This is a genomic window from Streptosporangium sp. OZ121 (assembly GCF_051918885.1).
Taxonomy (GTDB): domain Bacteria; phylum Actinomycetota; class Actinomycetes; order Streptosporangiales; family Streptosporangiaceae; genus Streptosporangium.
In genome coordinates this window covers 67728-82686 of the sequence record NZ_JBPXMC010000022.1, presented here as the reverse complement: position 1 = coordinate 82686, position 14959 = coordinate 67728, and the positions used below count along the sequence as shown (strand labels likewise).

At 72.5% G+C, this 14959-nt stretch carries 13 protein-coding genes; 4 read left to right on the top strand and 9 right to left on the bottom strand.

Annotated elements, in window-relative coordinates:
- Nucleotides 1-52: 52 nt before the first annotated feature.
- Entirely contained in the window at nt 53-340 is a 288-nt protein-coding gene (locus tag ACTOQ1_RS30820; RefSeq protein ID WP_440071469.1) for an antibiotic biosynthesis monooxygenase family protein, read from the top strand.
- A 174-nt stretch (nt 341-514) separates the two neighbouring features.
- Here the strand turns inward: ACTOQ1_RS30820 and ACTOQ1_RS30815 are convergent, their stop codons facing one another.
- From ACTOQ1_RS30815 to ACTOQ1_RS30805, 3 genes are all read right to left on the bottom strand, one after another.
- Nucleotides 515-1150 (bottom strand): DedA family protein, encoded by a 636-nt coding sequence (locus tag ACTOQ1_RS30815; protein WP_440071468.1) that lies wholly within the window; start codon nt 1148-1150, stop codon nt 515-517.
- Nucleotides 1151-1572: 422 nt separating this feature from the next.
- Nucleotides 1573-2202 (bottom strand): YigZ family protein, encoded by a 630-nt coding sequence (locus tag ACTOQ1_RS30810; protein ID WP_440071467.1) that lies wholly within the window; start codon nt 2200-2202, stop codon nt 1573-1575.
- A gap of 43 nt (nt 2203-2245) precedes the next feature.
- The gene (locus ACTOQ1_RS30805) at nt 2246-4159 is read right to left on the bottom strand and encodes a sigma-70 family RNA polymerase sigma factor (RefSeq protein ID WP_440071466.1); all 1914 of its coding nucleotides are present in this window, start codon (nt 4157-4159) and stop codon (nt 2246-2248) included.
- Between the two features lie 498 nt (nt 4160-4657).
- Between ACTOQ1_RS30805 and ACTOQ1_RS30800 the strand changes: the two genes are divergently transcribed.
- Entirely contained in the window at nt 4658-5257 is a 600-nt protein-coding gene (locus ACTOQ1_RS30800) for a DUF305 domain-containing protein (RefSeq protein WP_440071465.1), read from the top strand.
- Nucleotides 5254-6651, top strand: coding sequence for a ferredoxin reductase family protein (locus ACTOQ1_RS30795; protein WP_440071464.1), 1398 nt, complete (start codon nt 5254-5256; stop codon nt 6649-6651). Before ACTOQ1_RS30800 ends, ACTOQ1_RS30795 begins: the two co-directional genes overlap by 4 nt.
- A 54-nt stretch (nt 6652-6705) precedes the next feature.
- Here the strand turns inward: ACTOQ1_RS30795 and ACTOQ1_RS30790 are convergent, their stop codons facing one another.
- The 3 genes from ACTOQ1_RS30790 to ACTOQ1_RS30780 all read right to left on the bottom strand — a co-directional run bounded on the left by ACTOQ1_RS30790 (nt 6706) and on the right by ACTOQ1_RS30780 (nt 9661).
- Complete coding sequence (locus tag ACTOQ1_RS30790; RefSeq protein WP_440071537.1) at nt 6706-7560, bottom strand: ATP-binding cassette domain-containing protein; 855 nt, start codon at nt 7558-7560, stop codon at nt 6706-6708.
- 80 nt (nt 7561-7640) lie between these two features.
- Entirely contained in the window at nt 7641-8669 is a 1029-nt protein-coding gene (locus tag ACTOQ1_RS30785) for an ABC transporter permease (protein ID WP_440071463.1), read from the bottom strand.
- On the bottom strand, nt 8666-9661 hold the full coding sequence (locus ACTOQ1_RS30780) for a sugar ABC transporter substrate-binding protein (RefSeq protein ID WP_440071462.1): 996 nt from the start codon (nt 9659-9661) through the stop codon (nt 8666-8668). Before ACTOQ1_RS30780 ends, ACTOQ1_RS30785 begins: the two co-directional genes overlap by 4 nt.
- 666 nt (nt 9662-10327) lie before the next feature.
- On the opposite strand from ACTOQ1_RS30780, the gene ACTOQ1_RS30775 reads away from it, so the two are divergent.
- Entirely contained in the window at nt 10328-11314 is a 987-nt protein-coding gene (locus ACTOQ1_RS30775; RefSeq protein WP_440071461.1) for a sulfotransferase family protein, read from the top strand.
- A gap of 118 nt (nt 11315-11432) precedes the next feature.
- On the opposite strand, the gene ACTOQ1_RS30770 is transcribed toward ACTOQ1_RS30775, so the two are convergent.
- The 3 genes from ACTOQ1_RS30770 to ACTOQ1_RS30760 all read right to left on the bottom strand — a co-directional run bounded on the left by ACTOQ1_RS30770 (nt 11433) and on the right by ACTOQ1_RS30760 (nt 14885).
- Complete coding sequence (locus tag ACTOQ1_RS30770; RefSeq protein ID WP_440071459.1) at nt 11433-12323, bottom strand: hypothetical protein; 891 nt, start codon at nt 12321-12323, stop codon at nt 11433-11435.
- A 291-nt stretch (nt 12324-12614) separates the two neighbouring features.
- A complete protein-coding gene (locus ACTOQ1_RS30765; protein WP_440071458.1) occupies nt 12615-13937 on the bottom strand; it encodes a lanthionine synthetase LanC family protein in 1323 nt (440 codons plus the stop codon).
- Nucleotides 13938-14081: 144 nt separating this feature from the next.
- Complete coding sequence (locus ACTOQ1_RS30760) at nt 14082-14885, bottom strand: inositol monophosphatase family protein (protein ID WP_440071457.1); 804 nt, start codon at nt 14883-14885, stop codon at nt 14082-14084.
- Nucleotides 14886-14959 lie beyond the last annotated feature (74 nt).

The window sequence follows — 14959 nt, the reverse complement described above, 5'->3', positions numbered from 1 at the left end:
CCATTTAGTCACCAATTTTGACTGTCTGTAATTTTGACCATATTGTCATGGTATGACGACGACAGTGGAGATCACCAGGTTCCGCGTCTCCCCGGAGCGCGCGGCGGACCTCCTGGCCGCCCGCAGCGGGATGATCGCGGACTTCCAGTCCGACCGGGACGGGTTCCTGGGCGCCAGGCTCGTACAGCTGCCCGACGGCGAATGGCTGGACATCGTGGAGTGGCGCTCGCCGGCCGACTTCGCGGCCTCCCGCGCCAAGGGCGGCAACCTGCCGGGAATCCAGGCCTTCTTCGCCCTGATCGACGAGCTCGTTTCCTCCGAAGAGGGGACGTCGCGATGACCACCCTGATCACCGGTGCCGGCAGATCACCCACCGGCCGCCGGGCCCGGACGACGCCGGCGGGCGTGTCACGAACGGGAAAGGGCCCGCCGGGACAGGAGGGGGAACGGCCGGGGAAGGAGACCGGGGCGCGGACCCCGCCGCTACCCGGCAGGCCCTTCGGCGCGTCCACGACTACGCGTGGTGCCTGCCCTTGCGCCGGTCGGACAGCCTCACCACGATGAAGACCACCACGGCGAGGATCACGATGCCCAGCACCGCCTTCGACACCACCCCCATGTAGCGCTCGACCAGATCCCACTGCTCACCGAGCAGGAACCCCGCCATCACGAAGGCCGTGTTCCAGATGAGGCTGCCCAGGGTGGTGAGGAGGGTGAAGATCAGGATCGGCATGCGCTCGACCCCCGCGGGGATCGAGATGAGGCTGCGGAAGATGGGGATCATCCGGCCGAAGAAGACGGTCTTCCTGCCGTGCCTGGCGAACCACACCTCGGTCTTCTCGATGTCGGATACGCTGACCAGCGGCAGCTTGGAGGCGATGAACACCACGCGCTCCCGGCCCAGCAGGGCCCCGACCGCGTACAGCGCCAGCGCGCCGACCACCGATCCGATGGTCGTCCAGAGCACGGCGTCGAACAGCCCCATGTCCCCCTTGCTCGCGGTGAACCCGGCCAGCGGCAGGATCACCTCGCTGGGCAGGGGCGGGAACAGGTTCTCGAGTGCGATCGCCAGCCCCGCCCCGGGCGCGCCCAGGGTTTCCATAAGGTTGATCGCCCATCCGGCGATCCCGTCGACATTCGGTGAACTCATAGGGACAAGGCTACGGAGAGCCGCGTACGGTGTGGATGCGGAACGCTCCCCGCCTCGCCTGGCACGCGCCGCAGAGCGCGGCTGCGGAAAACCACAGCCGCCCGCGGCGCGACCGTGACGGCCGGGCGTTTTCCGAGATTCCCGCACGTCAGCGAGATATCGAGAGGTCAGGACGGGGACGGTGGTGCCGCCCGCCGGGCCCCTCACGGCCCGGGGACGGGCGGCCGTGGCCGCCGATCGGCGCCGTCGCCCAGCACCGAGTGTGACCCATCCCACATTCGCCGCCCCCGGGGCCGGCGCGTATCCGGGGTCCTCCCGGGGAAGGATCCCCGGTTCCCACCCGAACCCGGCGCGGATCGGGCACGGGTCGGGCAGAAACCCGGCGAGAGCCGGGCGTGAATCCGGCGCGGGCCAGGCGCGGGTCAGGCGCCCCTGAGGTGGATCGCCTCGCCCGGCTCGATCCCGGCCTGTCCCGCGGTCAGCGTGGCGACCCAGCCGGGGAAGGCGGGCAGGTCCCGCTCGCGCACCGCGACGCGGAAGCCGACCTCCTCTCCGTAGACGACCTCCCTGACCTCGTACGGCGAGGCGCGCAGGTCGTTCTCCAGCCGCCCGGCCCTGACGTGGTCCACGGTCACGGTCATCACCCTGGCGGGCACCATCTCGACCAGCTGCGTGAGGTCCAGCGTCTTGCCGACCGACGAGCCGTACGCCCGGACCAGTCCCCCGGCGCCGAGCTTCACCCCGCCGAAGTAGCGGGTGACCACCGCCACCGCGTCGGCGACGCCCCGGCGCAGCAGGGTCTCCAGCATCGGGGTCCCGGCGGTGCCGCCGGGCTCGCCGTCGTCGTCGGCCCGCTGGACCAGGCGGTCGCCGCCGATCACGTACGCCGAGCAGTTGTGCGTGGCGTCACCGTGGCGCCGCCTGCGCGTGGCGACGAACTCCCTCGCCGCCTCCTCCGAGGAGGCCGGGCCGACCGCGCACAGGAACCGGGAGCGCTTGATCTCGATCTCGTGTTCCGTGATGTCCTGCGGAGTCAGGTACGGGTCGGGCACCCGGCAAGGCTATCCACCCGCCGGCCGCCCCCGGACAGGGCGGTCAGCGGGCCGCCTGGAAGGCGCGGCCCGCGCGGGTGACGGTCCCGTCGTGGCGGAACAGCCCGCTGTTGGGCTCGGTGTCGGAGGAGGGCAGGCCGAACCAGGCGTAGCGCCGCACGTACGGCAGGGAGGCCAGCATCTTGGTGGAGGCGGTGACGAACGCGGCCTGCTGGGCGTCACTGGCATAGCGGGTGCCGTTCGAGAAGTCGATGAGGGCGTACTCGGTGAGCCAGATCGGCTTGCGGTAGCGCTCGTACACGGCCTGGACGTACGACTTGAGCTGGCTCACCGCGGGCTGGGTGCGGAAGTCCGCCCCGTACCAGTGCAGCGCGATGAAGTCGACGCGGTAGTCCCGCTCCTTGGCGCCGGCCATGAAGCGGTCCAGCCAGCCGCCCGGGGTGTCGGCGCCGAACGCGACGGAGGGGCTGCTGAGCACGCGGCCCGCGGACATGAGTTTCGGCCAGAGCGACAGCGCCTCCTCCACGGTCATGTTGGCCTGCTGGGGCAGGTCGGGCTCGTTGAAGGCGAGCAGGTAGGGTCCGGCGCTCCTGGCCTGGGCGAGGTTCTCCGGGGTGACGCTGCCCTTTCCCCAGATCATCGGGACGAACCCGTCGGCCCTGGGGCCGGTGATCCCCTCGCGGCTCGTGGACCAGGTGTAGTACCAGCTCGCGCCGGACTTCGCGAAGGCCGTGCTGAGGCCGGGCATCTTCCACACGCCCACGCCCTTCCTGGGGGAGCTCGCGACGGAGGCGGGCGGCGGCGTCCGGGTCGGCGTGGGGGTAGGGGCGCGGGTGGCCTTCTTGCGGCTGGGGGTGGGAGACGGGGAGGGCTCGGGCGTGGCGCTCGCCGACTGAGGCGACGGCAGGGGCGGGGGCGAGGGCGGCGAGGCCGTCCTCGTGGGCACGGCGAGCGGCGGGGCGGGCTCGGGGGCGGGGGCGGTGAGCTGCCCGAAGATCAGGACGCTCGTGACGACGACGGCCGCCGCGCCGCCGATCGTGATCGGGGCCGGGGGCAGCGAGGCCAGCAGGCCCGGCCGCGTCGTCTCGAGGGCGTGCGAACCGTGGGACGCCCCCCAGGTCGTGGCGTGCGCCACCGCCTCGACGGCGGGGGGAACGGCCTGGAGGTGGTGCAGGGCGAAGCCGACGGGCAGGGGCAGCAGCGGCAGCCCGCTGAGCAGGCGGTCGATGGGCAGCAGGCCCGCCGTGCGCCCCTGGCAGACGGCGCAGTCACGGATGTGCCGGGCGAAGCGCTTGCGCCACAGCGGGCTGGGGGTGCCGTTCCAGTTCGCGGTGAGGGCGCGCAGCTCGGGGCATCCGGACTCGGCGCGCAGCGCCCGCACGATGGTGCGCGCCGTCTGGACCTGCTCCTTCATCCGCTGGACGCGTACGGCGGCGTGGCGTCCCGACAGGCCGAGGGCTCCGGCGAGGTCGGCGCGATCGAGCTCGCCGGTCTCCTCCAGCCACCACAGGGCGAGGAGCGCCTGGTCGTCGCCGTCCAGCCAGCGGGTGGCCTCGGCGACCTCGCGGCGCTGGTCGGTGAGGCCGAGCCGCAGGATGGTCACGGCGGCGAAGTCGGAGGCGGGGTCGGGCATCTCCTCGGCGGTGTCAAGGTCGGCCCTGCGGTGCTGGGTGGTCCTGCGGTCCTGCTCGTGGTCGCGCACCTGGCGAACGGCGATGGCCACCAGCCAGGACCGGTACGCCTGCGGATCGCGCAGGTCGGGCAGGGCACGGACGACCCGGAGAAACGTCTCCTGGACCACGTCGTCGACGTCGGAGTGGCCGTTCAGCGCCCGGCCGACGATGTTGTAGACGAGCGGGAGGGAATCGGCCACCAGGGCGTCCAGCGCCTGCTGGTCTCCGTCGCGCGCGGCGGCCACCATCGCCGAGTCGGGTCCGCCCCTACCGGTTCCGAGCATCGCACTCCGCTTCCTGTCGCCGTCGACGGTTCGTCGTCCCCGCGCAACGCCGGGCGCGGGGCAGGGACGATTCTCTCCATAACTCCTCATAGCGGAAGACCGACGAGCCCCCACCATGGAGACCGGCGGCAGGTCAGACGGACAACGAAAATTTTTCTCCGGTCTTTTTTTAAGTTTGTGTTGTCGCCCGTCCCCCCGCCGGTCTCCTGTGCAGGAGCAGAACACGCCCGGCGCCGGGCGTGACGGCGAAGGAGGCTCGCGACGATGGCACCGGGAAGGCGCGTGGTGACACCGCTTCAGGACTGTATGTCCTGCTCAGCACGGTGCCGGCGTGCGTGCGCGACCGCATCCGCCCGATCGTCGAGTGCGGCGCCGACGGCACCCCCTGAGACGGCAGGTGACCGTCTTCGGGCGGAAGCGTACCGTCTGACCTGAACGGGGCGAGGCCCGGCATACCGGGCCTCGCCTCACCGCGGGGACGGCGAGCGAAGGAGCGGCATGAAGGCGTCCACGGTCGGTGCGTCGGTACTCGTCGTGCTCACCGTCCTGCTGGTCTCGCGATGTGTCGCCGCCGAGCCCCAGACCCATTCGGCCGCGAACCACCCGCCGGCGCGAAGCGGCCCCGCCGCGCTCCCCACACCGACCGGAAGCGCGTCGGGCTCCTTCAACCCCACGGACATCGCGTGGCTGCAACTGATGATCCCGATGACCGAGCAGGCGGTACGCCTGCTCGAACTCGCCCCCGGCAAGGCCTCCGATCCGAGGCTCGAGCGGTTCGCCGAGGAGCACGTCGCCGATCGCCGTACGACACTCCGGAAACTGCGCGACCTGCTGCGGCGGTCCGGGGTGCCGGAGAGCAACGAGCACGAGGGGCATGACATCCCGGGCATGGTGATTCCCGACGACTTCGCGGCCCTGAAGCGGGCCGACGGCGCCGCGTTCGACCGGCTCTTCACCAAGGACGCGCGCGAATACCTCACGCAGTCCGTCCTGGTCGCGAAGAGCGAGCAGAAATCCGGCGCCGACCAGGAGACCAGGGCGCTCGCCGCCGCCCTGGAGAAAACCCACGGCGGCCAGCTCACCCGGCTGGAGCCGTGAGAGGCGCCGCCCCCGACTCCGGTACGCGCCCGCACGCCGGCACGCGTACCCGGCGGCGCAGGGTCCCCGCCCGCCCGCCCGCGCGCCGGGCGCGGCCGTCCCTGGTCCTCGCCCTGGTCTACGCGGGAGCCGTCGCGGCGACCGCGACGTGCTGGTCCGACCTGACCTCGGTCTCCGGGCTCACCGGGGCACTGGCCTGGGCGGGCAGGCTCACCGGCCTGCTCGCGGGCTACGCCTGCGCCGTCCTGCTGGGGCTGATGGCCCGCGTTCCCGCGCTGGACCGCGGGGTCGGGACCGACCGGCTGGCCCGCTGGCACGCGACGGGCGGCCGTCACACCGTCGTCCTGTCGGTGGCCCACATGCTGTTCGCCGTCGCGGCCCACGTGGCGCGGTCCGGCGCGGGCGCGCCGGAGGCGATCGCGGGGCTGGTCCTGGACGGCCCGGCCATGCTGGAGGCGACGGTCGCCCTCCTGCTGCTCGTCGGCGTCGCGGTCGTCTCGGTGCGCGAGGTGCGGCGCCGGATGCGGTACGAGACCTGGCACTACCTGCACTTCGTCACCTACGCGGCCGTCTTCCTCGGGTTCGGTCACCAGCTCACCGGCCCGGACTTCGCCGGCGGCGTCGTCATGAGCCTGTTCTGGTACGCGCTGTACGTGTCCGTCGCCACCCTGCTGGTCTGGTACCGCTTCCTCACCCCCGTCCACCGCGCCCTGCGCCACGGGCTCCGGGTCGCCGAGGTGCGCCGGGAGTCGTCCTCCGTGGTGTCGGTCTACCTGACCGGCGAGCACCTGGACGAGCTGGGCGCGGAACCCGGCCAGTTCTTCCGGTGGCGGTTCCTCGCCCCCGGCATGTGGTGGACGGCCAACCCCTACTCGCTGTCGGCACCCGCCAACGCCCGATTCCTGCGGATCACCGTCAAGGGCGTCGGCGACCACAGCCGCGCGCTGGCCGGGCTGCGGCCCGGCACCCGGGTGTGGGCCGAGGGTCCCTACGGCGCCCTCACCGCCGCGCGGCGCCGCAGGCCCCAGGTGCTGCTGGTGGGCGGCGGCGTGGGCATCAGCCCGCTGCGCGCGCTCTTCGAGACGCTGCCCGGCGAGGTGACCCTGGTCTACATGGCGCGCCGCGACGAGGAGCTGATCCTCCGCCACGAGCTGGACGCCATCGCCGCCGCGCGCGGCGCCACGATCCACTACACCGTGGACGAGCTGACCGGATCGTCCGGCGGGCGGAGCGTGCCGCTGACCGGGCGCGCCCTGCGAACCCTCATCCCCGGCCTGGCCGTCCACGACGTCTACCTGTGCGGCCCCGCCGGGATGACGGTCGCGGCACGCCACGCCCTGCGCCGCGCGGGCGTCCCGGGCCGCCGCATCCACGTGGAGTCCTTCGACTTCTGAGCGGCTCACCTGGCTCGACCGGCTCGCCACGGTTCACGGGTGTGGTGGCGCGGTTCACCGGGGTGGCGGTGCCGCCGGCCCGGCCGGAGGGCCGCCCCGGCTCAGCTCGTGGGCGAGCTGCTCCAGCTCGGCGCCCCCCGCCATCAGGGAGGTGAGCTCCTCGGGGGTGATGTCCGCCTTGGCGTACTCGCCGAGGCTCGCCCCCCGGTTCAGCAGCAGGAAGCGGTCGCCGATCGGGTGGGCGTGGTGCGGGTTGTGGGTGATGAAGACGACGCCCAGGCCCCGGTCGCGCGCCTGGGCGATGTAGCGCAGCACGACGCCGGCCTGCTTGACGCCCAGGGCGGAGGTGGGCTCGTCCAGGATGAGGACGCGGGCGCCGAAGTGGACCGCGCGGGCGATGGCCACGGACTGGCGCTCGCCACCGGACAGGGTGCCGACGGGCTGGTCGACGTCGCGGATGTCGATGCCCATGGAACGCAGCTCCTCCCGGACCGTCCGCTTCGCCCCCGCCACGTCGAAGCGGCGCAGCGGCCCCCGGCCGAGCACGGGCTCGGAGCCGAGGAAGAAGTTCCGCCAGACCGACATCAGCGGAATCATCGCCAGGTCCTGGTAGACGGTGGCGATGCCCTTGTCGAGCGCGTCACGGGGGCTGGCGAAGGCGGCGGGGGCGCCGTCCACCAGGTACGAGCCGGAGTCGGGGGCGTGCACGCCGGAGAGGATCTTGATCAGCGTGGACTTGCCCGCGCCGTTGTCGCCGAGGACGCAGCTCACCTCCCCGGCGCGCACCCGCATGGAGACGTCTCGCAGCGCGATCACGCCGCCGAACGTCTTGCCCACGTCGCGGACCTCCAGCAGGGGCGGGGTGTCCGTTCCGTCCTCCGTCACGGTCTCGTCTCCCGTCGCCGCCACACGATCCGCCACCGCCTCACGATCCGTTCCGCTCCCGCGGCCCGCCACCGCCTCAGGGTCCGTCACGGTCTCGTCTCCCGTCACCGCTTCACCTCCTCCGCGTACCGGCGGACGAACCGGTTGGCGAGCGTGGCCAGCAGCAGCATGGCGCCGAGGAAGAACGTGAACCAGTCGGCGTCCCAGCCGGCGAAGACGATGCCCTTGTCCGCCATGCCGAAGATCACCGCGCCGACGGCGGCGCCGATCGCGGAGCCGTAGCCGCCGGTCAGCAGGCAACCCCCGATGACCGCCGCGATGATGTAGACGAATTCCTGGCCGACGCCGGAGCCCGCCTGCACCGAGGTGAAGCGCAGCGCCATGATCGAGCCGACCAGCCAGGCGGCCGCGGCGGTGGTCATGAAGAGCGCGATCTTCGTCCGTTCCGCGGGAACCCCGACCGCGCGGGCGGCCCGCTCGTCACCGCCCACCGCGAAGATCCAGTTTCCGGCCCTGGTCCTGGTGAGCACCCAGGTGGCCAGGGCGGTGACGGCCAGCCACCACAGGATCGCCACCCGGAAATCGGTCCCGCCGACCGGGATCGTCCCGGCGAGCACCGCCCTCACCTCCTCGTATCCCTCGGCCCGGCGCAGGCCGCCGACCTGCACGGTCCCGGTGAGGGCCTTGGTGACGCCCAGGTTGACGCCCTGGAGCATCAGGAAGGTGGCGAGGGTGACGATGAAGCTGGGCAGCCCGGTGCGGACCACGACCAGGCCGTTGAGGAAGCCGACGAGCAGCGCCACGGCCAGGGCGGCGAGCATCGCCGCCCACACCGGCAGGTCGTAGCGGGTGGCGAGGATCACCGTGACCAGGCCGACGGTGCCGGTGAGCACGCCGGCCGACAGGTCGAACTCGCCGCCGATCATCAGCAGCGCGATCGCCACCGCCATGATCCCGAGGGTGGAGGCCGGGTCCAGCCAGTTGGCCATGCCCTCGACCGAGCGGAAGACCTCCGACTGCCCCGCGAAGAACGCGAAGACCACGAGGGCGCCGACGACCGCGCCGAGTTCCGGCCTGATCAGCAGCCTGCGGGCGACCCCGGTCCCGGCCAGCCGCTCGTCCGCCACCGTCACCGGGTGCCGCTCTCGGCCAGTTCGGCCACCTTCGCGGCGTTGTCCCTGGTGACGAAGCCGGGACCGGTGTTGACCGGGAGCCCTCCACCGACGGTGTTGAGGTTCTCCTTGTGAAGGGTCAGGAACGTGATCGGCAGCCAGCCCTGCAGGTACTGCTGCTGGTCGACCGCGAACAGGATCTCGCCGTCCTCGATGGCGGCGACCACGTCGGCCGACAGGTCGAAGGTGCCGAGCTTCGCCTTCGAGCCGCCGTCGGCGATGGCGTCGCGGGCGGCGACGGCCACCGCGGGGTTCAGGGTGAGGACGCCGTTGAGGGAGGTGTCCGACTGGAGCCTCGCCTTGATCTTGGAGGTGGCGTCGGCGAGGTTGCCCACGTCCACCTGGAGCCGCTCGACGGTGCCGCCCAGTCCCTGGGTCGCGCCGTTGCAGCGCTGGTCGAGCCCGACGTTCCCGGCCTCGTGGATCACGCAGAGCAGCTTGGTGACCCCCTCGGCCTTGAGCTTCTCCCCCGCGCCCCGGCCCGCCACGTCCTCCGACTGGCCGACGTGGGTGATCGCGCCGAACTCGCGGGAGACGTCGCCGCCGGAGTTGATGGTGACCACCGGGATCCCGGCGGTCACGGCCTTGCCGACGGACTCCTTCAGGGCGTCCGGGTTGGCCATGGAGACCACCAGGCCGTCGACCTTCTGGCTGACGGCCTGGTCGATGAGCTGGGACTGCCTGGCCGGGTCGCCGTCGCCCTGGTAGGTCACGGTGACGCCGTAGCGTTTCCCGGCCGCCTCGGCGCCGTTCTTGACCACGTCCCAGAAGGCGTCCCCGGCGCTCGCGTGGGTGACGACGGCGAAGGTGCCGCCGCCGGCCGCCGGGGCGGGGCCGCTCGCCGCGCCCGACGTCTCTCCGGAGGGCTGCCCCCCGGCCTGCCCCGCCGAACAGCCGGTCAGGGCGGAGATGCCCAGCACGGCCACCGCGACCAGCCCTGTCGTCCACTTCATCGGTACCTCCGCGCGTCGCCTCGCCGGATCTCCCTCGCCCCTGGTTTGTAACCAACGCATTACCTACATGTCAATGATTTGTCGTGACATTAGGACTTATGAAATCGCGGCGACGGCGCGCATGCACCGGGGTTCCCCTTCGCACCATGACATTCGCGGCCGCCGCGGCCGGGGCTTTCGCCGCTCGTCGGCGCGGCGTGCCGGCACGGCCCGCCGCGCGGCCCGACGGCGCGTCCGCGCCGCCCACCCCGGCACGGCGCGGCACGGTAAGGGCACGTCATGGCATGTAGCGGTATGTCACGGCACCGCGGGAGGCCGCCTGACGGCGGCACGGGCGGGAGGCCGTGCCGGCACACCGCACCGGGCGCGGGAGAGCGAGGGCGAAGGTACGCGGGAGGCTCGAATCTGAAATACGGCACGAGTATCCTGTTTATTCATAACGCGACAAAACTCTTTCCCAGCGATGAAATAGCGGAAAAGAACTCAGCGTTCCCCGAACGGGACAGCACCCTTCGCATCCACGACCTGGAGATAGGCGCCGACGACTGGAATCCCCGCGACGGGGAAGCACTTCGGACCACGGCGATCGCACGGCCGGGCACTTGCCTTCGCCGGAGAAGGAGCTATATTTACCAATAATCACAGTAGGGATTAAGGGTAATAACGATGCCCCTGCCGAATTTCCTCACGATCGGTGCCCCCAAGTCCGGGACCACCGCCCTGCACGCCGCGCTGGCCAGGCACCCGGGATTGTTCATGTCCCCGGTGAAGGAACCGAAGTTCTTCCTCAGCGACGGCCCTCCGCCGACCAGGGGAGGACCGGGCGACGCGCAGACCTACCGCGAACACGTCTGGAGACGCGAGGACTACGAGGCCCTGTTCGACGCGGCGCCACCGGGAACGCTCACCGGCGAGTCGACCCCGTTCTATCTCTACGACCTGGCGGCGCAGCGGCGCATCAGGGCCGCCATCCCCGACGCCAGGCTCATCGTGGTGCTGCGCGACCCGGTGGAGCGCGCCCACTCCAACTGGACGCACCTGTGGTCGGCCGGGCTGGAACCGATCGGCGACATGGTGCGGGCCTGCGCCGAGGAGGAGCGGCGGATCAGGGCGGGCTGGGCCCCGTTCTGGCACTATCGCGGGCTCGGCAGGTACGGTGAACAGCTCGAACACCTGTTCACTATCTTCCCTCGCGAGCAGGTGCTCGTCTACCGCTACCGCGACCTGGTCGACCGCCCCGCAGAAACCCTCGACCGGATCTTCCGTTTCCTCGGGGTGGAGACCGGCGTGGTCACCGAGGTCCCCCGGGAGAACGTGACCGCCCACCCGGAGCCGACCCGCGGGCACCGGGTGCTGTCGCGGGCGCTGCGCGTGGGATCGTCCGTGGGGCGGTTCCTGCCGGCGAGGATGAGCGTGGCGCTGACCGACCCGCTGGAGCGCAGGCTGCAGGAGCGGGCCCGCTCCCGCCAGCCGCTGACCTGGGACCAGCGGGAGAAGCTGATCTCCTACTTCACCGAGGACGTGGCACTGCTGCAGCGGGTGACCGGGGAGGACTTCAGCGACTGGCTTCGTCCCCGCGAGCGCTCCGGCGGGCTGGTGGGCGTCCGCCCCAACGGCCAGCGCCAGGCGCGCAACGGCCGCCCCCAGGCCTAGCGGGCGATCCCGGGCGTCACCGGACGATCTCCCGGGACCGGCGGGCCGGCCCCGGGCGCGGACGGGCCGGTCCGGGAGCGGCCGTGCCGTGACCGGCGCCGGGGCGGCCGTGCCGTGATCAGCGCAGTTCGGTGCGGAGCTCGTGCGCCCCGTCCGCGCGGGTGTACTCGTAGTAGAGCCGCCGCCCGCCGCCCGGCAGGTCCACGATGTCCAGGTAACGCAGGCCGCCGCCCGCGTACGGCGAGGCCGCGACGGGCTCGGTGCCGAGCGGGGTCAGCTCCGCCGGGTCGGTGCCGGCCGCGACACCGGTCTTCTCCTCGTAGTTCTCCGACGCGGTGGCCCTGCCGTCGTAGAAGGCCACCACCCTGTCGCCGAGGAAGCGGACCGCCGCCACCCGTGCGCCCCGGGCGTCCCAGGTGCCGGGACGGCCACTGAGCGCGGTGCCCTGCCAGGTCCACTCCAGGCCGTCGGCGCTGGTGGCGTAGTCGGTCACCATCTGGTCGGCCTCGTCGGCCTCGTCCAGCGGGTGGCAGGAGGCCCACAGGTGCCACACGTCGTCCCGCAGCACGATCACCGGGTCCTTGACGCCGGTCTTCGGGTCGCCGGGCAGCACGACCCGCCGCTGCGAGGCCCGGAAGCCGGACGGGTCGTCGGCCTCCAGCACCTCGACCCGCCAGTGCTTGGTGTCGTAGGTGGCGCAGCTGAGGTAGAGCCTCCAGCGCCCCTCGGGCGTGCGGATCAGGGTGGGCCGCTCCAGCGACTCGGTGTCCATCTCCTCCCTGCCGATCGTGAGCAGGATCTCGAACCGCTCGCCGTCGGTGGAGCGGGCGACGGCGACGGCGTAGCCTCGGCCCTCGCCGACGGGGCGGCGCAGCCGGTAGGCGAGGTAGATCAGGCCGTCGCTCGCCACGGCGCTCGGGGCACCGGCCCAGTGGCCGGCACCCGGCTGCGCCGGTTCGATCGCGACGGTGGAACGGGCGGGGTCGGGAAGGAAATCCTCGATTGTCACGACACCGAGATTAGGCAAGCCTTGGGTAGCACTCACGGAGAATCACCAATCATCATCACGAGCTTTGTCACCCCTTGACGGCCAAAGGGCACATCGTCCTTCGTTCCTCCGGCGCGAGGGGCGCCGGCGGCCGCCGCCCCTCCACGGCCGGATCGGCACGATCGGGCGTACCGGGGGATGACACGGTCCGGAGTGCCGGGGCGGCGCCGGGAGACGTGCCCGTGGCGCCGGGCCCGGTGGAGGCCTCGATGCCCGACCGTACAGGGTGCGGGGACGTGCCTTTCACGACCGTCAGGACCGGCGGAGCGTCGCGCTCGGCAGCGGGATGGCCGGGAACGGGTTGTCCGGGGGCAGGACGAGCCGCCGGGCCTCCTGCGGGCGGGCGGTGGCGTCCAGGTGCAGGAGGGCGGCCCCGATCCCCGCCGCGCCGACCATGTAGCCGGTGTCGGCGGTGACCTCCCAGGGGCGCAGCCGCCGGTAGGCCTGGTACCAGCGGGTGCCCCTGCCGTCGTGGCCGGTGGCCCGGCCGGTCAGGTTCTCTCCCAGCGTGCGGGCGAACTCCAGGTGCCGGCGATGGCCGGTCGCCGCCCAGAGCCCGACGAACAGTTCCACCAGACCGGCGGTGCCGCAGCACTGGCAGGCCGAGTTCCAGGATCCGCCGCTCTGGCCGGCGGGGGCGCCGCTGCGGACGATCCCCCTGGCCAGCCGCTCGGCCCAGTCGAGGTCTCCGGCGTCGCCCGACACCCGGTGCAGCTCGTAGAACATCCGGGCGACCCCGGCCGAGCCGGAGCAGAAGCCCAGGTAGTGCAGGTCGCGGCCCTGCGGGATGTGGTGCGGCACCAGCGCGCACCGCTCGGTCACGGTGCTGACCGCGCGGACGAAGTCGGCCCCCCTGCGGGAGGCGCCGAGGAAGTCGCTCTCGCCGGTCACGCCGTACAGGCGGGCCAGCAGGAAGGCGGTCCCGGCGGTGCCGGACAGGAAGCCCGGGGTGACCGCGTCCAGCGGCAGGTCCGCGCAGGCGCCCTCGCCGAAGCGGTGGCCGGGGACGACGAGCGTGGCGATGCGGGCGCCGGCCTCGACGGCGGCCTCCTGGTAGGCGGGCACCCCCAGGATGCCCGCGGCGTGCAGCAGGCCGAGGATGATCCCGCCGTCGCCTCGCTGCGCGGGGTCACCGGTCCAGCCCAGGCCGCCGTCGATGGGGCGGGCGCTGCGCACGATGCGGTCGGCGACGGCGCCGGCCTCGACCTCGAAGGCCCCCTCGCCGGTGGCCCATCCGGCCTCGGCCAGGGCGAACATCACTCCGGCCAGGCCGTGGTGGAGGGAGAGGTCCGCCTGCTCCCGCCAGGTGGCGGCGAGGTAGCGGGCGCCGGCCCTGGCGTCGTCCAGATAGCCGTCGTCGCCGGTGGCCGCGGCGAGTTCCAGGAAGAACAGGATGATCCCTGCCGCCCCCGAGTACAGCGACAGGGGGTGGTCGGGCATGGCGGCCCGGCCCCGGGGGTCGGGGTTGGCCCGCCAGTGGCGCCCCCGCTCGTCGTCCACCGCCGCCGAACGGATCCAGCGCGCGGCCCCGACCGCGGCGGCCAGCGGGCTCTCGGCCTCCGGCTCCAGGCTCATGGCGGCTCCTTCGTACGGCGAGACAATCATTTTACCTGTATTTCCTACAGGATCAATAGGTAATGTGGTGGCCGACACGCGGAACCCGCCCGCGCGGGAGTCTCCCGCGCCGGCACGTCCGTGCCCCCGCCCGCCCACCGGCGCTCAGGCCGGGCGGCCGCGGAGGAGCAGATCGCTCATGACCGACCCCGCCAGGTCGAAGCCTCCGACATGGGCGAGGTAGCCGCCGGGCTCGAAGACCGATCCGTCCAGCGGGATGAAGACGCCACCCGCCTGGCGGATCAGCAGCGACCCCGCCGCCATGTCCCACGGACTGACCCTACTGCCGTAGGCGACGTCCGCCCACCCTCCCGCGACGTGCGCCAGCTTGAGCGCGGTGCTGCCGGGACGGCGCGTGGAGGCGAACGCCTCCACCATCCTGCCGAACCTGCGCAGCGCCTCCTCCCCGACCTCGGCCAGCTCCCAGGGGGTGGGATAGCTGGTCAGCAGCATCCCCTCCCGGTCGCTCGCGGCACCGGAGCTGCGCAGCGGCGCGCCGTTGCACCAGGCCCCGCCCAGGTCGGCCCGGAACTCGTCGTCGCGCACCGGGTCGTACACCACCCCGGCGACCACCTCGTCCCCGACGGCGGCGGCGATCGACACGCAGAAGAACGGCAGCCCGGCGGCGAAGTTCGCGGTCCCGTCGATCGGGTCGACGTACCAGCGGATCTCGCCGGAGCCCATGCTGCCGCCCTCCTCGCCGATGATCGTGCTTCCCGGGACGCGCCTCTCGATGACCTCCCGGATGGTCGCCTCCGCGGCGTGGTCGTGCTCGGTCACCGGATCGTGGAAGTCGCTCTTGGTCTCGACCGCGGGACGCGACCTGAACGCCTCGCGGAGCCGGTCGCCCACCGCGCGGGCGGCCTCGACCGCGACGGCGGAGAGATCTGCTGCGGTGCTCTGATCCATGCTTCCTCCATTGACGCGAATCCGGCGCGTGAATCCGGTGACGCGAGCCCGGTGGTACGAGCCCGGTGGTACGA